Below are 15001 nucleotides of genomic sequence, written 5' to 3'. Positions count from 1 at the left end.
AACTGCACACCCGTCGACTAGCAGCCCCAACCTGAGAGGACCCGCATGTTTCGCAAGGGCGACACGGTCACCGTCATCGACGGTGGCACAGACAACCCCGGCACAGAAGGCTGCACCGGCACGGTCGTCGATGACGGCTCCCTGTCCGGCGGGCTGATCGCCGTGAGGGGCATCGACGGCCGATTCGCCGAGGCGATCAAGGGCTACCGCGGCTACACCGCCGACCAGATCAAACACGCCTGACCGGCTGCCCGCGGCGTGCGTCCCCGGACGTGCGCCAAGGAGAACCGGCCGGCACCACCCCCACTCGAATGCCTGACCTGAGAAGAGGTCGTCATGTCCCGTTACACCCGCTGGCTGCTGCTGGCGCTCGTCCTGATCGTCATCGGTGCGTGGCCGGCCGCGGCCGCCCCGATCGGTCTGGTCGCCACCGGCGCGGCCGTGATCGTCGGCCTGATCCCCGGGCCCGTGCAGTTGCTTGTTGCGGTCATCGCCTGGCTGAAGCACCGGCCCGCCCCGAAGGCGGTGGCCTGATGCCGATCACGTTCCGCAAGTCGTTCCGGATCCTGCCCGGCGTCCGCCTGAACATCAACCGCCGCAGCTGGTCGATCACGTTGGGCGGCGGCAACGGGCCGCGCCACACGATCTCGTCGACCGGGCGGCGCACCACCTCGCTCGATCTGCCCGGCCCGTTCGGGTGGCGGTCCACCCGGTCCCGGCGCAGGCGGGGGGAGTGACGTGAAGTTCCTGTCGTTCCTCTGCGTCGCTGTATCGATCGCGGCGATCGCGTTCGCCGTCGGCCAGCACTTCTAACCACCCCACACACGAAGGGATACCGATCACCGTGACCGCCACATCCGTCGAGAAGGTCAACGGGACGCCCCACCCCGCGCCCGAACTCGGGGAGGAGCGGCCGGAGACCAGCCAGACACAGCACCCGACCGCGCCCGCGGCCGTGTCTCGGCGCGAGGAGAAGCGCCGCGACGCCCGTGCCGACCGCGCCGAGGCCCGCGAAGACCGCGCCCACGAGCGGGCTGAGGCACGCAAGGACGCCGAGCACCGCCGCCACCTCAAGGAGCAGGCGCGGCAGGCCAAGCTGGAACTCCAGCAGCAGAAGCGCGCCGACCAGGAGAAGGCCCGCGCGAAGCGGCGCAAGGAGCGCCGCGCGGCCTGGGCGGCTGTACAGATCAAGCTGGCGCATCACATGCCGCTGTGGGGTCTGCCCGTGGTTGCCGTCTCCCTGATCATGGGGTGGTCCGGGCAGGCCGGCGCCGCCGCGCACCTTGGTATGGGATGGGCCGCCCCCGGCGTGCCGGTCCTCACCGAGGGCATGACGATGACCTTCGCCGGGCTCACAGGGCAGGCGATCGATCAGAAGCGCCCCCACCGCTGGCTGTTGCGCATCACCTGGGCTACTGCCTTGCTGGCTGCGTCCGTCAATGGCTTCGGTCACCTGGTCGAGGACGACTCGGCCGGCGGCATCTACAGGGCGAGCGCCTATGCGGGCGCGTCACTGGCGGCGCTCGCCCTGTGGGCGGTCGTGATCCGCTCCAAGCGGGCGGCGATCTCCGGCCGGACGGCCGACGAGATCGCCCGCTGGAAGCGGATCGGCCGCCGTCATCCGATCCTGGTCCACCGCGCCCGGCATGTCGCCGACAACACCGGCGTCAGCCTCTTGGCGGCCTACGAGACGGTGTGGGAGCGAGCGAACGGGGCGAAGCCGGGGGCTCCGTCGATCAGTGAGATCCGTGCTTCCCAGCGGGCCGCGTACCGGCGTCGTGCCGCCGAGTCCTGGGATGGGCGGCGCCGGTTCAGGCGCGGCCAGGGCGTGCCCGCCGTACCGGTTCCCGTCATCTCCCCGGACTCGACTGAGCGCCCGCAGGAAGGTGCGCCCAGGGATGCGCGTACCCCCGTACAGGCCCCCGTGCTGCCGGTCGCCCTACTGGTTCCCGGGGGGAAAGGGGAGTGGGTCGAGCACCCCATCCCGGTGCTCCCGATGGCCTCTTCGAAGAGTGTCCGGACACGGGGCGACGACACCGCTACAACCCGCTTCCCGCAAGGGAAGGACGCGAATTCGAAGCGCGTCCGAGACGGCGTCGCCGACGACCGGCTCACCGCCGTCCGCAGGCTCGTGGCGGAAGCCTCCAAGGAGGGCCGAGACCTCCGGAAGCACCCGTCCAACCGGTCCGCCGCCCGCGCCCTCGGATGCCGACCGGGAACCGCCCGAGACCTCCTCGCCACCGTCCTCGCCGAGTACGGCATCACCCGCTGACAGTTCGCCCGAACGACACCCAATCGATTCCCGTCTGGAGAAAACATGTCCCCGTACTTCCGTCAGATCGCCGTCTCGGGCAGCGCGGCTGTGGCCCTCCTCGGAGGCGCCGCCGCGATCACCACCGCGAGCGCGCCCACCGCTTCGGCGGCCGAGACGCACGCCGTTGCCGAGCGTGCCGTGACCGCCCCCGTGACCCTGCCGGACGGCCGCACTATGCGGATCACCGGCATGGGCGGCTACGGCCACCAGGCCAGCACCGACCACGTCGCGACCGTCGCGTCCTTCAGCACCGACTCGACCCCGGACGGGCTCACCCCCGACAACGGCAGCGCCGGCTCCAGCCTGCAGAACCCCTACAACCAGCAGCAGGTCCCGGCCGGCTACAACCAGCAGATCACCACCCAGTCCAGCGGCGGCGCCATCGGCGTCGGGATCGTCACCATCCTCATCCTGGGGATCGTCGTCTTCTACAAGGTCCGGCACGGCGGGCTGAAGACCGGTGACGCCGTACTCGGCGGCCTGTTCGGTATCGCTCTGTCCGGCACGGTCATCGGCGCCATGGGCAGCCAGCTCACCAACTCCCTCGTCGGCTCGCTGGGCACCATGCTCGGCGGCCTCGGCTAACCACCCCGCGGCGGGGCCCAACCCGGGCCCCGTCCCCGACCCCAGGAAGGAGCAGTCTCGTGGCCACCGAAGCCGAGCCCGTTGAGAAGACCGACCAGCAGCCGCAGGAGGCGGCCGAGCCCACCCGCGGCGACCGCATGAAGGCGGCGTTCAAGGAGCAGCGCGGCCACGCTGCGGCCCGCACGAAGGCATGGCTCGGAGGCGAGGACATCGACCCGGTCGCCGCAATCCAGCTCGCCACCGAGACGAAGCAGCGCCAGCACGCTACGAAGGTCGCCCGGCAGCAGCAGACCACCGCCGAAGCGGTGGGCCACCTCTTCCACGCCAAGAAGCGGGCCGAGGCCGGGGAGACCGTGCCCGCGTCCGTGCTCGCGACCCTCGGCGGTCGGGCCGCGGCGGCAGAGGCCCGCCTGGAGCAGCTGCAGGCGACGCCCGTGATGCCGCCCAACGACCGCGAGATCGCGGGCGCCCGGCACAGCAAGCGCGCCGGACGGGCGGCGATCGTCGCCGGCGGTGGGCTCGCCTCCCTGCCCGTGCTCGGCACTGCCCTGCAGATGACCGCCCACGGTCAGCCGATCGTCCTCGCCGCCCTGGGTACCGCGGCCGGGTACGGCTGGTACCTCGTGTCCCGCCCTTTCGCCGCCGGCCAGCCTGCACCTGCCCCGACCATGGAGACGCAGCCGCTGGCCGCCCCGGTCAACCTGAGCAAGGAGGAGCCGACCACACGGCCGGAGACCCGACCGGTGATGCGGGAGTTCAACGCCCCGCCGCCGCCCGCGCTCACGGTTGAGGAACTCGACCAGGCGCTCCGTAACATCGGCGAGGTCAAGCCCAACGAGCAGATCCAGATCCTGGCCGTGCCGCAGCGGGAGAAGGACGGGAACACCACCGTCGTCTTCGACCTGCCGCCCCGTACAACGGTCGCTGAGCTGAAGAAGAAGCTGCCCAAGCTCGCCGGTGCGCTCGGACGCGACGTGTCCATGGTCGACGTGGAGAAGGCCGGCACCGAGGCCCGTACATCCCTCTGGCTGACGGACCGGGACCCGTTCGAGGACACCCGTCCCTCGCCGCTCCTCACGAAGCCGGAGCAACTGGACGCCTGGAAGGACGGCGTGCCCGTCGCCTGGAACAAGCGCGGCATCACCATCCGGCTGTCGATCAACAACCAGTCGTATGTGATCGCTGGCATGACCCGCTCCGGGAAAGGCGTCGGCGCGTCCAACCTGGTCGTCGGTGCATCGTTCGACCCGCGGATCAACCTGCGGGTCGTCGCAGGCAAGAACAACGGCGAGTGGGACCCCTACGCCAAGGCAGGAGTCGCCAGCACCTACTTCAAGCCCAGCCCCGAACGTCTCCTCGCCCTGCTGAAGGCCCTCCTTGCCGACAAGGACCGCAGAGAGCGGGACCTCGGCAAGCTCAGCAAGAGCAAGCTCGTGGTGCCCGTCATCGAGCAGATCGGCGGCGTGGAGCTGCTGGTCATCGACGAGTTGGCCACGTACACCCGGCCGGGCAAGCCGCTCCGTGACGAGATCCTGGAGGCGCTGATCGAGCTGTCCGCCGTCGCTGCAGGCGCGGGCATCCTGATGGTGCTGATCACGCAGTACCCCGAGGTCGATGTCATCCCGCAGGCGCTGGCGATGAACTGCGGTGCCCGGTGGGCGATGCGGGTGGAGAACGGGACCCAGTCCAACGCAATCCTCGGTGCCGGCCAGGCGGGTGCTGGGCGGGACGCGTCGAAGTTCGATCCGCCGCGGCAGGGCTTCGGTTGGCTGGTCAACCCGTTCGCTGGCGTCACCGACCTTGCTCGGTCCTTCGACTTGGACGAGGACGAGCGCGGCGAGATCACCATGCTGTTGGAGAAGTCGGCGAAGATCCGGGAGGCCGCGGGGCGGCTGGCGGGGCAGTGGGAGGACCCGATCGAGCAGTATCTCCTCAACGCCACCGGGCTGTCATCGGCAGCCGGCGGCCCCAAGCGGGACGGCGTCCCGGGGCGGAACGTCCTCGCCCACACGCCGGAGCAGCGCATGCAGATGGACGCGCTCCGTGGCTGCCTGATCGCCATGAACGACCTCGGCCGGGACTTCGCCCGCGTCCGGGAGATGGCCGAGATGATCGGCGACGGTATGACGGAGAAGCGTCTCGGCGATCTGCTCCGCGCCGCCGGAGCGGGCGGCACGATCAAGGCCGAGATCGAGGGTGTCGGCCGGGTGAACGGCTACCAGCGGGCCGACATCAAGGACGCGCTGGACCTGCTCGAAGGCAACTGAAGCTGCGCCGATATGTGAACTTTGCCCCGGACAGTCACCCGGACGGTGCCCTATATGCCCCGGACTGTCCGCCTGGATGAGTCGGACGCCACCCGGACGCTGTCCGGACACTGTCCGCCCTCCGTCCGGCTCTGCCTGGGGTGCAGTCCGGGGCAAATCATCCCATGTCCACCCGAACAAACCACCACAAACCAGAAACGGAGCTACACCCATGCCCAAGACCTGGGGCAAGGACCAGGCACGGAAGTTCTGCCGCGAGTTGAAGCCCGACCACACCTACTACGTGATCCGGGAGACCACGCACCTCAGCCCGCTCACGGACAAGTACCACGCCATTTCGATTACGTTTCCCGACCGGCTGCCGCTCACCAACAACCCCTGCACCGAGCACGGCTACAGCGCCGAACAGTTCTGCCAGCTGTTCGGGCCCGTCTACGACGCCAAGCCGTCCAGCGTCCGCCTCGTCGAGGACCCCGGCCCCCAGTTCGCGCCGATGGTCGGCTGCGTCGACAGCTGGATCGGCTTCTAACACCCAACCCGAGGAGAACCAATGTCCGAACTGAAGATCACCCACCAGTCCGTTCGGGACTACATCGCAGCGAAGAAGCGCGGTGACCAGGCCACCACCGACCGGATCGTCGCCGAAGTGACAGCCCGCTTCAACACCCGCACCACCGACGGCAGTGAGGCGGCCGAGCTGATGCACGCCAGCATGCACGTCCGCTTCGGCGCAGACCTCTGACACATCCGACAAGCGATCAAGGAGAACTCATGACAGTCCAGTCCGACGTCGTCCGTCGCTTCACCGACGCCTGGAAGCGCGGCGACGACCACATGATCAACCAGATCACGATCGAGGTCACTCAGGGCGGCAGCGACGCGGACATCGTCGCTATCAGCCGCGTCATGTCCTCCACGCCGCACGGCAGCCGCAAGTAGCTCAGCCGGGGCGCCCCTCGATGCCTGCCAGCGAACCAGGGGCGCCCCGCACCACCTCCCGCGAACACACCACAGAAGGCCCGACCACATGACCACGACCATCAGCCTGCCCGCAACCCGGCCGCCCGCCCTCGACCTCGACGCCCGGCTCGCCCTCGCCAACCTCGCCATGGACGACCGGCTCGCCCACGCCGGCCTCGCCGTCGACGTCAACTCGGTGCACGTTCCCACCGATCCGCTGCCCGAGATCACCATCCCCAACCTGCCGCAGCCCGCGGCGCCCTGCCCGTACCGCACGCCCATCGCCATCACCCTGTGGCAGGCCCACCGAATCCTCGGCGAACGCGGCTGGTGCCAAGGCGCCCTCAGCGACGAGCAGGGCGCCGTCTGCCTCATGGAAGCAGTCCAACTCGCCGCACCTGGCAGTGACCTCGTCCACAGTTCCATCCGCCTACTTCTTGAGGTCATCCGCCGCGAATTCCGCGACACCCAGTCCGTGCCGCACTGGAACGACCACCACGGCACGTCCTTCCTGGCCTTCCGATTCCTCGACCAGGCCGCCGAACTCGCCCACACCCGCAACCAGTAAGGAGACCCGTAATGCCCATGCCCACCCCCGAACAGATTCAGGAAGCCGGCCGACAGCTCCAGCGCGGCGGACTCCTCGGCCGCGGCAGCAGCAAACTCGCCGACAAGCTCATCGAGGAAGCCGTCGCAGCCGGAGCCGACCAGCAGGAGATCGCTTTCCAGATCCTGGGAGCCGCTGCCGACTACGAACCGCGCCCCTGGGCCTGAAGGAGACCGCCATGCCCGACATCTGGAACGGCAAGCCCCTGCCCGACCGCAGGGTGACCCACACCAACATCAACTACCGGCTGTACGACCGCCGCACCGGCAAGCTGCTCTCGTTCAATTCGACGAACAGCATCGACTCACTCGTCACCGACGTCCTGCTCACCCAGAAAGAACACCCGACCGCTCAGATCACCGCCGTCGAATACGACGGCCCCGCCTACCGATAGGAGACCCGTGGCTGAGCCTTTCTGGTGGCCGCAGGTTGTGGCTGCCGCTGACCGGAGGCGGCACGTCACCGGCATGCTCCTCGCCCATGCCAGCCCGGACCTCGTCGGCGGGGTGCTGCGGCTGACGTTCCGCAACGCCCAGCTGGCCGCAGCGTGGCGGGAGTCCAGGGCGCAAGCCGCGCTCGAAGGGGCGATGCAGCACCACGAGATCGCGGCGGCCGTGGAGGTCGCTGGCCCGTAGAGCCGCCCGACGCGCAACGAGCCCCGGCGGGTGAACCGCCGGGGCTCTGCTGTGACCGTACACGGCAACCCGCGCCGGAGTAGGCCGCGTTGTCGGTGGCGCCTTGGAGAATCGACAGGTGCAGGAACTCACCGTCAACTGCGGATGCGGGCGGACCATGACCCTCGACGCCCTAAAAGGCCGCGGCGCCTTCCGCTGTGGATGTGGCGTGCGAATACGGATCGCCGAGAATGCGCGCGCCAGCTCAGCCTGTCAGGTCGACGGATGCCGAACCGCCTCCGTGACGGGCCAGAAGATACGGCTCTGCCCCGATCACCGAGACGAGATCACCGTGGTCCTCGCCCAGGACATCGCCCGCACTGACATCAAGAGCCTCGTTCAACTGCAGGAGCGAGGTGCCGGCCGGTGGGAACCGCCCGTTATCCCCGTGTACATCGGGCCCGCAGTAGGGCCGACAGATGCGGCGACCGTCGTTCGCGAAGTGCCAGGGACCGGCCGTCACGATCCCATCGTGTACTTCCTGCGAAACGGCGATCGCGTGAAGATCGGCACCACGACGAACCTGGCATCCCGGATGACGGCCCTGTCACTCCGGAAGACCAACGTCATCCTCGCCCTCGACGGCGGCAGGGAGCTGGAGGGGCTGCTCCACCGCCGCTTCTACTCCCACCGGATCGGCAACACCGAGTGGTTCAATTTCGCCGACGAGATCAAGCACTTCGTGGCCGTCCGACGCAAGCCACTTGACGCCTGATCGGGATCTACTTGCCATATGCGCTGACCTGCTGTAACACTAGAGGCGCCTTAGCGCACTGCGCCCAAAAACACCAAGAGCCCCCGTCGATATGAGTGGGGGTTTTCCCATGTCAGGAGGTGCGATGAGCCGCATCTACGACCTCTACCCGCGCGACCTCCTCGACAACAAGCAGGCAGCCGAGTACGCAGGCGTAGGCCCGTCCACGATTCGGCAGTGGGTGCATCGCGGGCTCCTCGAACCAGCCCTGCCCGGCAAGGGAAGGGGCGAACGCACCCTCTACAACCGGCCCGACCTTGATGAGGTGAAGCGGAAGCTTGCCGCGGCGGAAGCCGAACGGCAAGCGGCATGGGCCGCATACGAGCCCGGCAAACCGCCGCCGCTGCCCGCCGGAGCCCGCGCCGCCTGAACTCCCGCCGTCCGTGCAAACCCCCGTCGCGGACGGCGGGATCAAGTGTGTCCTTCTACTGCTTTCGTCGCCAAGGACGGCTCTCGCCGCCCGGCCGCAAGATCACTTCCGGATCCGGCCCGGTCCGGCGCTGCCGGGCCGTTGCCGCTACCGCCCCCACGATCAGGCAGGCGGCAGGCAGTAGTAGCCACAAGACGTGCGTCCACACGGCCGCCAGCACGAGCACCACTCCGGCAGCCACCACGCCTACCGCCACGTCGGTACGTCCATCAGCCATAGATCCCCCCTCGACTCGTATGGCGCAGCAGGATACGGAGGTGAGCGCCCGGTGCCCAGACGCGCAGCGTGGATGGTGTGCTCCACTCCTGGCTGTCCCGAGTACACACGGCAGGGCAAGTGCGAGCAGCACCGGCGCGAGGCGGAGCAGCAGAGAGGCAGTGCACGGCAGCGTGGCTACGACCGCGAGCACGAGCGCCGGTTCCGTCGGCCCGTCCTCCAGCGTGACCCGAGCTGTGTGTGCACCGACCAGGCGCATGGTCACGGCAGCCCGTGCGGCCAGCCCTCCAAGCACGCCGACCACTACCCCCAGGACCGTCGGGCCTTGGTCGCCGCCGGCCTGGATCCCAACGACCCAAGGCACGGGCGCGGACTCTGTCCGCCGTGCCATAGCAGGCACACCGCAGGCGAGCAGCCCGGAGGTTGGAACCGGTGACCGATGCTTGCTGCCGAGTCGGTTACGCACGGTGAGTGAGACCCCGGGGGGTTACCCCCAACGGAGATCGTCCGGGGGACCGCCGGGGAGGTGGCTGGCCTTCTGTACGGGTCTGGGAGCCCGATGATCAAGGATTTGTTGATCACCTAGTGTTACCAAGCGTCGCCGCAACGGCTGGCGCCGACGTGCCGCAACGGCACTTGGAGATGATCAGTCATGGCAGGTATGGGACCCCCTCCCAAGCCGGCCGGGGACCGGCGGAGGCGCAATGCCACTGTCGCGATGACCCGACTGCCGGCGGGCGGCCGACAGGGCGATCCGCCCAAGTGGCCGCTGATGGACGACGTGGTCGCTGCGACGCAGCGGGACATGGCCCGCCGCCAGGCCGACGAGTACGAGCTGCAGCTGTTGGAGCCGGATCTGCAAGGCCGCCAGCGGGCTGCGGTGCAGCGGAAGCTGGACGCCGCGCAGTCTGCTGCCACCGTGCTGGACAAGCAGATTGACGCCACGGCCGCCCTGGAGGCTGAACTGTGGAGTGACCTGTGGTCGACTCCTCAGGCTGTTGCCTGGGACCGACTGGGCTGGACCCGTGAGGTTGCCCAGTACGTCCGTTGGAAGGTGAAGGCGGAGCTTGGTGACCTGGACGCCTCGAAGGAGGCCCGCCAACTGGGTGACCGGCTTGGGCTGACGCCGCTGGCGATGCTGAGGCTGCGCTGGGAGGTTGCTCCGGATGAGGTGGCCGAGCAGCGGCAGGAGCGGACGACGCGCACCGCGAAGAAGTCGGCGCGCCAGCGGTTGAGGGTGGTCGACTCGGATGCCGTGGCGGGGTCCTGACCATCCGGGCGAGTTTCCCACGCTGGGCTGGCTGGTGGGGGAGTGGATCGAGGCTCACTGCGTCATCCCTGACGGTGACGAGATTGGCAATCCGTATCTGCTCACAGACGAAATGTGGGCCTTCCTTGCCTGGCACTACCGGCTGCGGCCCGATGCCACGGAGGACGGCTGGCGGTCCGCATGGCACTACCGCCGTAGCCAGCTGGTGCGCCCCCAGAAGTGGGGCAAAGGTCCGCTGACGTGCGCCATGGTGTGCGCGGAGGGCACTGGCCCGGTGCGGTTCGCCGGCTGGGACGCGCACGGTGAGCCGGTGGGCCGTGCGTGGGAGACGCCGTGGATCCAGATCGCGGCCACGTCCGAGGATCAGACGGACAACGTCTACCGCGCGCTGGTGCCGATGATCGATGAGGGCCCGCTGGCGGACCTGATCCCGGATACCGGTGAGACCCGGATCAACGTGCCGGGCGGTGGGCGGATTGAGCCGGTGACGTCCTCGGGCCGTGCTCGTCTGGGGCAGCGCATCACGTTCGCTGTGCAGGATGAGACGCACTCCTGGCTGGAGGCGAATGGTGGTTGGAGGCTCGCCGAGACTCAGCGACGGAACCTGTCCGGCACCGGCGGCCGGGCGGTGGAGACGACGAACGCCTGGGACCCGTCGGAGCAGTCGGTGGCACAGCGGACCGCGGAGGCGTCCGTGAAGGACGTGTACCGCGATCATCGGGTTCCGGCTCCGGCGTCTCTGGCGAACAAGCGGGAGCGGCACAAGGCGCTGCGCGTCGCCTACGGCGACTCCTCCGTGCAGGCCGGCGGCTGGGTCGACCTGGACCGCATCGACGGCGAACTCGTCGAGATCGCAGAGAGGGATCCGGCGCAGGCAGAACGGTTCTACCTGAACCGGATCGTCGCCGGTACGGGCGCGTACATCGACGGCGACCGCTGGGATCTGCGCCGTGCGCTGCGCGAGGTTGAGCCAGGTACCTCGGTGACGCTCGGGTTCGACGGCTCGGACATCGACGACTGGACCGGCATCCGGCTGGAGACCCTCGACGGCTACCAGTTCACACCGGCCTACGGCCCGGACGTCCGGCCGACGGTGTGGAATCCCAGCGAGTGGGGCGGGCAGGTCCCACGACTGGAGGTCATGGCGGCCTTCGATGAGGTTTTCTCCACGTACTGCGTCGTGCGCGCCTACCTGGATCCTCCCTACTGGGAGTCCGAAGCCGACACGCTCGCCGAGCGTTACGGGGAGAAGCGGGTCGTGCGCTGGTACACGAACCGGATCGCTCAGATGCACAGCGCCGCCGAGCGGCTGGCCACGGACGTCACGAAGAAGGACTCGACCTTCCGTCACGACGGCTGCGTGTGGGCTGGCCAGCACATCCGAAACGCCCGGAAAGCGGCCCGGCCAGCAGGCCGCTACCTGCTGAAGAAGGCGTCCGAATCGCAGAAGATCGACATCGCCATGTGCTCGATCCTCGCCCACGAGGCTGCCGGTGACGCCGTGGCTGCAGGCCAGGCCCGCCCGAAGAAGAAGTCCAAGATGCTGGTTCTGCGGTGAAACGAGGTGAGCTGTGGAGCGCACTGAGTCGGACTGGCTTAAGCATCTGATCTCGTGCCACGACAAGGAGCGGTCGGAGCTGAAGCGGCTGAACGCCTACTACGAAGGGACGCAGCCGCTCAGCTACATGGCTCCGGAGCTTCAGGCGGAGCTTCAGGAGACGGTCCGGCAGGTCGTCATCAACTGGCCCCGCCTTGCCGTGGACTCCCTTGAGGAGCGTCTGGATGTCGAGGGCTTCCGGTTCCCGGGCATGGCCGAGGCGGACGCGGAGCTGTGGCGGATCTGGCAGGCCAACGACATGGACACCCAGTCCCAGCAGGGCCACCTGGACGCTTTGATCATGGGCCGGTCCTACGTGGTGATCGGCTCGCGGGAGGATGACGCTACGACGCCGCTGATCACGGTTGAGAGCCCGCTGGATATGTTCGCCGAGTTCGATCCGCGCACGCGCGAGATCCGAGCGGCTGTCCGTCGCTGGACTGAGGAAGGCCCCGACGGCGGGAAGGTCGAGCATGCCACCCTGCTGCTCCCGGATGCCACATCGTTCTGGGTCCGCGAGAAGGGCGAGTGGGCCGAGGATCCGGAACTGGCTCGTGACGATCACGAGATCGGCGAGGTCATGGTCGAGGTGCTGGCGAACCGGCCGCGCCTGAAGTGTCCGAACGGCGTGTCCGAACTGGTTGACGTCATTCCGCTGTCAGACGCGGCCTGCAAGGTGGCCACGGACATGATGGTGTCCGCCGAGTACCACGCCACCCCGCGCCGGGTCGCGTTCGGCTTCGGCGAGGAGGACTTCGTCGACGCCAACGGGCGCCGGGTGAGCGCGTTCTCCCGGATCATCGGCCGGATGTGGGCGACCGAGAAGAACCGCAAGGAAGACGGGGCCGACGTCGTCCAGTTCTCCGAGGCCAGCCTGAGCAACTTCCACGAAACGATCAAACAGTTGGCGATGCTCGTGGCCAGCCTGTCCGGCCTGCCGCCGCACTTCATGGGCCACGCCACCGACAACCCGGCCTCGGCCGACGGCATCCGCAGCGCGGAGTCCCGCCTGGTGAAACGGGCAGAACGGCGCCAGCGTGGCAACGGCGGCACCTGGGAGCGGGTGCAGCGCAAAGTACTGCGGGTGAAGGACGGCGACTGGAACCCGGACTCGCGGTCGCTGGAGACGATCTGGCGGGACGCCTCGACGCCGACGGTGGCGCAGAAGGCGGACGCGGCCGTGAAGCTGTTCCAGGCCGGGATCGCCCCTCTTCGGCAGACGCGCGAGGATCTGGGCTACACCCAGGCGCAGATCGAGCGCATGGAGGAGCAGGACGAGCAGGCCGCGCAGGATGCGATGCAACGCATCATGTCCGGCGATCTGGCCGCACTTGAAGCAGGTCCGAAGCCGCCTGCCGAGCCTGCTCCGTCGCCTGAGCCTGTGCCGGTGGGCTGATGCGGGTCACGCGGTCGGTGCGTGAGCTGGCGTTGGCGTTCCAGATGGCGCAGGCGAGGCGGACGCGGCTCACGGCGAACGAGGTTCAGAGGCTGTGGAGCCAGTTGGACCGCGCGGACCTGTCGGGATCCTGGAATGCCTCGGTCGGCCCCCGGATCGTCCGGGCGATCACGGCTGGGCAGATGTCGTCAGCGAACGCTGCGGACGGCTACGTCGACGAGGTGGTGGGCGCGGAGGGCGCGGGCCCGGACCGGGCGGGCCGGGTCCGCGCCGAGGCGTTCGCAGGGGTCGCCGCTGACGGCCGCAGCCTGGACACGCTGATGCTGCTGTCGGTCATCACGACCAAGCAGGGGATCGCCGGGGGCCTGTCGACCGATGACGCGATGATGCGCGGGCTGCGTCAGGCGCTGCGGCTGTCGTCGTCGGAGGTCACGCAGGCCGGCCGGGGAGCGGTTGGCGCGAGCATGGTCGGCCAGCGCACGATCCAGGGCTACGTGAGGGTGGTCAATCCGCCAGCCTGTAGCCGCTGCATCATCCTGGCGGGCAAGGAGTACGGCTGGAACAAGGGGTTCCAGCGGCATCCCAAGTGCGACTGCGTGCACCTGCCGACGACGCTGATTGCCCGGCATCAGCGCCGCGGTTTCATCGACCCGAACGACTACTTCAACAGCCTGTCCGAGAGCGAGCAGAACCGAATCTTCGGCCTGGCGGGTGCGCATGCGATTCGCGAGGGCGCCGACATGGGCCAGGTCGTGAATGCCCGCCGCGGCATGTACACCACGACGGCCTACGGCCGCACGGTGCAGGTGACCCGCGAAGGCGTCACCAGGCGCGGTCTCTTCGGCCGGCAGGAACGCCGCCGTGCGATCGACCGCGGTCTGGTTGGGCCGAGCGGGCGCGGCTATCAGCTGCGCACACCCCGCCTCCTCCCAGAGGAAATCTTCCGGCTGGCCGACAGCCGGGATGAAGCGATCGCCATGCTGCGGCGCTTCGGCTATCTCACCTGACCTGGCGCAAGGCCCGGTCACTGATCCCGCAACGGGAGACCCATCACCATGAAGATCCGTAACCGCTGGCTGCCCGCTGCGCAGAGCACGGAGTGGTTCCAGCTCAACCGGCACGATGACCCCGAACCGGCCGAGCCTGAGCCTGCCACGGAGTCCCAGGGCGGCCCGGCGGACCCGGGGTCCGAACCGGAGCCTGAAGGCACCGGCCAGCTCGGCGACGCCGGCAAGAAAGCCCTCGACCGCATGAAGGCCGAACGCGCCGAGGCCAAGCAGCTCGCTGCCGCCGAGAAGAAGCGCGCCGACGAGCTGGCCCGAAAGGTCGCCGATTTCGAGGACCGTGACAAGTCCGAGCTGGAGAAGGTCACGTCAAAGGCGGAGCGACTCGCCGAGCAAGCGGCGAAGGCCACGAAGCGGGCTGTGCTCGCCGAGGTGAAAGCAGCTGCCTCTGAGTTCGCCGACGCCGAGGACGCTGCGGCATTCCTCGACCTGGCGAAGTACACCAGCGGCGACGGCGAGATCGACACCGAGGCAATCTCGGCCGACCTCACCGATCTGCTGGAACGCAAGCCGCACCTGCGCAGGCAGGTTTCCGAGCCAGCGAAGAAGCCCGCCCCGCGACCCGACCCGAGCCAGGGCGCGCGCCCGACTGAGCCGCCCGCCGATTTCCGCACGGCCGACCGTGCTGCCCTGGACGCCGAACTGGCGAAGGTGGCGCCCGGATTCCGGCTGCGTTCGTGATCCGTATCCGCGCCCGTCTGGGCGACGGCCGTACCTCGATCGAGGTTGACGGTCACGAGGAGCACGCCGAAGCCGGCCGGGTCTGCGCCGCGGTGTCGGCCATCACCCAAACCGCGCTGCTGGGCCTGGAGCAGGTCGCGCAGCAGCACCCGGACCTCGTGTCCGTCGAGATCACACAGGAGTAGA

21 protein-coding genes are annotated in these 15001 nt (G+C 68.8%); all 21 read left to right on the top strand.

Annotation, left to right across the window (positions count from 1 at the left end; translation table 11 throughout):
* The first annotated feature begins 45 nt into the window (after positions 1–45).
* The gene (locus tag ACFC09_RS36130) at positions 46–243 is read left to right on the top strand and encodes a hypothetical protein (protein WP_376535532.1); all 198 of its coding nucleotides are present in this window, start codon (positions 46–48) and stop codon (positions 241–243) included.
* A gap of 93 nt (positions 244–336) precedes the next feature.
* A complete protein-coding gene (locus ACFC09_RS36125; RefSeq protein ID WP_376535530.1) occupies positions 337–534 on the top strand; it encodes a hypothetical protein in 198 nt (65 codons plus the stop codon).
* A complete protein-coding gene (locus ACFC09_RS36120; protein ID WP_376535528.1) occupies positions 534–737 on the top strand; it encodes a DUF4236 domain-containing protein in 204 nt (67 codons plus the stop codon). Before ACFC09_RS36125 ends, ACFC09_RS36120 begins: the two co-directional genes overlap by 1 nt.
* Positions 738–844: 107 nt before the next feature.
* The gene (locus ACFC09_RS36115) at positions 845–2272 is read left to right on the top strand and encodes a hypothetical protein (RefSeq protein WP_376535526.1); all 1428 of its coding nucleotides are present in this window, start codon (positions 845–847) and stop codon (positions 2270–2272) included.
* A gap of 45 nt (positions 2273–2317) precedes the next feature.
* Complete coding sequence (locus ACFC09_RS36110; protein ID WP_376535524.1) at positions 2318–2899, top strand: hypothetical protein; 582 nt, start codon at positions 2318–2320, stop codon at positions 2897–2899.
* Between the two features lie 59 nt (positions 2900–2958).
* Positions 2959–5166, top strand: coding sequence for a hypothetical protein (locus ACFC09_RS36105; protein ID WP_376535522.1), 2208 nt, complete (start codon positions 2959–2961; stop codon positions 5164–5166).
* 211 nt (positions 5167–5377) lie between these two features.
* Entirely contained in the window at positions 5378–5695 is a 318-nt protein-coding gene (locus ACFC09_RS36100; RefSeq protein WP_376535520.1) for a hypothetical protein, read from the top strand.
* 21 nt (positions 5696–5716) lie between these two features.
* Complete coding sequence (locus tag ACFC09_RS36095; protein WP_376535518.1) at positions 5717–5908, top strand: hypothetical protein; 192 nt, start codon at positions 5717–5719, stop codon at positions 5906–5908.
* Positions 5909–5937: 29 nt separating this feature from the next.
* The gene (locus tag ACFC09_RS36090; RefSeq protein ID WP_376535516.1) at positions 5938–6105 is read left to right on the top strand and encodes a hypothetical protein; all 168 of its coding nucleotides are present in this window, start codon (positions 5938–5940) and stop codon (positions 6103–6105) included.
* Between the two features lie 88 nt (positions 6106–6193).
* Entirely contained in the window at positions 6194–6694 is a 501-nt protein-coding gene (locus tag ACFC09_RS36085) for a hypothetical protein (protein WP_376535514.1), read from the top strand.
* Positions 6695–6705: 11 nt separating this feature from the next.
* Complete coding sequence (locus ACFC09_RS36080) at positions 6706–6900, top strand: hypothetical protein (RefSeq protein ID WP_376535512.1); 195 nt, start codon at positions 6706–6708, stop codon at positions 6898–6900.
* An 11-nt stretch (positions 6901–6911) separates the two neighbouring features.
* Positions 6912–7127, top strand: coding sequence for a hypothetical protein (locus tag ACFC09_RS36075; RefSeq protein ID WP_376535510.1), 216 nt, complete (start codon positions 6912–6914; stop codon positions 7125–7127).
* A 7-nt stretch (positions 7128–7134) separates the two neighbouring features.
* Positions 7135–7368: a hypothetical protein gene (locus ACFC09_RS36070; protein ID WP_376535508.1), complete on the top strand. Its 234-nt coding sequence runs from the start codon at positions 7135–7137 to the stop codon at positions 7366–7368.
* A 118-nt stretch (positions 7369–7486) separates the two neighbouring features.
* Positions 7487–8122, top strand: coding sequence for a GIY-YIG nuclease family protein (locus ACFC09_RS36065; protein WP_376535506.1), 636 nt, complete (start codon positions 7487–7489; stop codon positions 8120–8122).
* A gap of 124 nt (positions 8123–8246) precedes the next feature.
* Positions 8247–8531 carry a helix-turn-helix domain-containing protein gene (locus ACFC09_RS36060; protein ID WP_376535504.1) on the top strand — a complete coding sequence of 95 codons (285 nt, stop codon included), beginning with the start codon at positions 8247–8249 and terminating at the stop codon, positions 8529–8531.
* Positions 8532–9525: 994 nt separating this feature from the next.
* Positions 9526–10077: a hypothetical protein gene (locus ACFC09_RS36055; protein WP_376535502.1), complete on the top strand. Its 552-nt coding sequence runs from the start codon at positions 9526–9528 to the stop codon at positions 10075–10077.
* Complete coding sequence (locus tag ACFC09_RS36050; protein WP_376535500.1) at positions 10058–11635, top strand: hypothetical protein; 1578 nt, start codon at positions 10058–10060, stop codon at positions 11633–11635. The genes ACFC09_RS36055 and ACFC09_RS36050 overlap by 20 nt, the downstream gene beginning before the upstream one ends.
* Before the next feature lie 13 nt (positions 11636–11648).
* Positions 11649–13070: a phage portal protein gene (locus tag ACFC09_RS36045; RefSeq protein ID WP_376535498.1), complete on the top strand. Its 1422-nt coding sequence runs from the start codon at positions 11649–11651 to the stop codon at positions 13068–13070.
* On the top strand, positions 13070–14077 hold the full coding sequence (locus ACFC09_RS36040; RefSeq protein WP_376535496.1) for a hypothetical protein: 1008 nt from the start codon (positions 13070–13072) through the stop codon (positions 14075–14077). Before ACFC09_RS36045 ends, ACFC09_RS36040 begins: the two co-directional genes overlap by 1 nt.
* A gap of 48 nt (positions 14078–14125) precedes the next feature.
* Complete coding sequence (locus tag ACFC09_RS36035; RefSeq protein ID WP_376535494.1) at positions 14126–14815, top strand: hypothetical protein; 690 nt, start codon at positions 14126–14128, stop codon at positions 14813–14815.
* Complete coding sequence (locus tag ACFC09_RS36030) at positions 14812–15000, top strand: ribosomal-processing cysteine protease Prp (RefSeq protein WP_376535492.1); 189 nt, start codon at positions 14812–14814, stop codon at positions 14998–15000. Before ACFC09_RS36035 ends, ACFC09_RS36030 begins: the two co-directional genes overlap by 4 nt.
* Position 15001: the final 1 nt, after the last annotated feature.

Source organism: Streptomyces sp. NPDC056161 (genome assembly GCF_042268025.1).
GTDB lineage: Bacteria > Actinomycetota > Actinomycetes > Streptomycetales > Streptomycetaceae > Streptomyces.
This window is presented reverse-complemented; position numbering and strand designations above follow the sequence as displayed.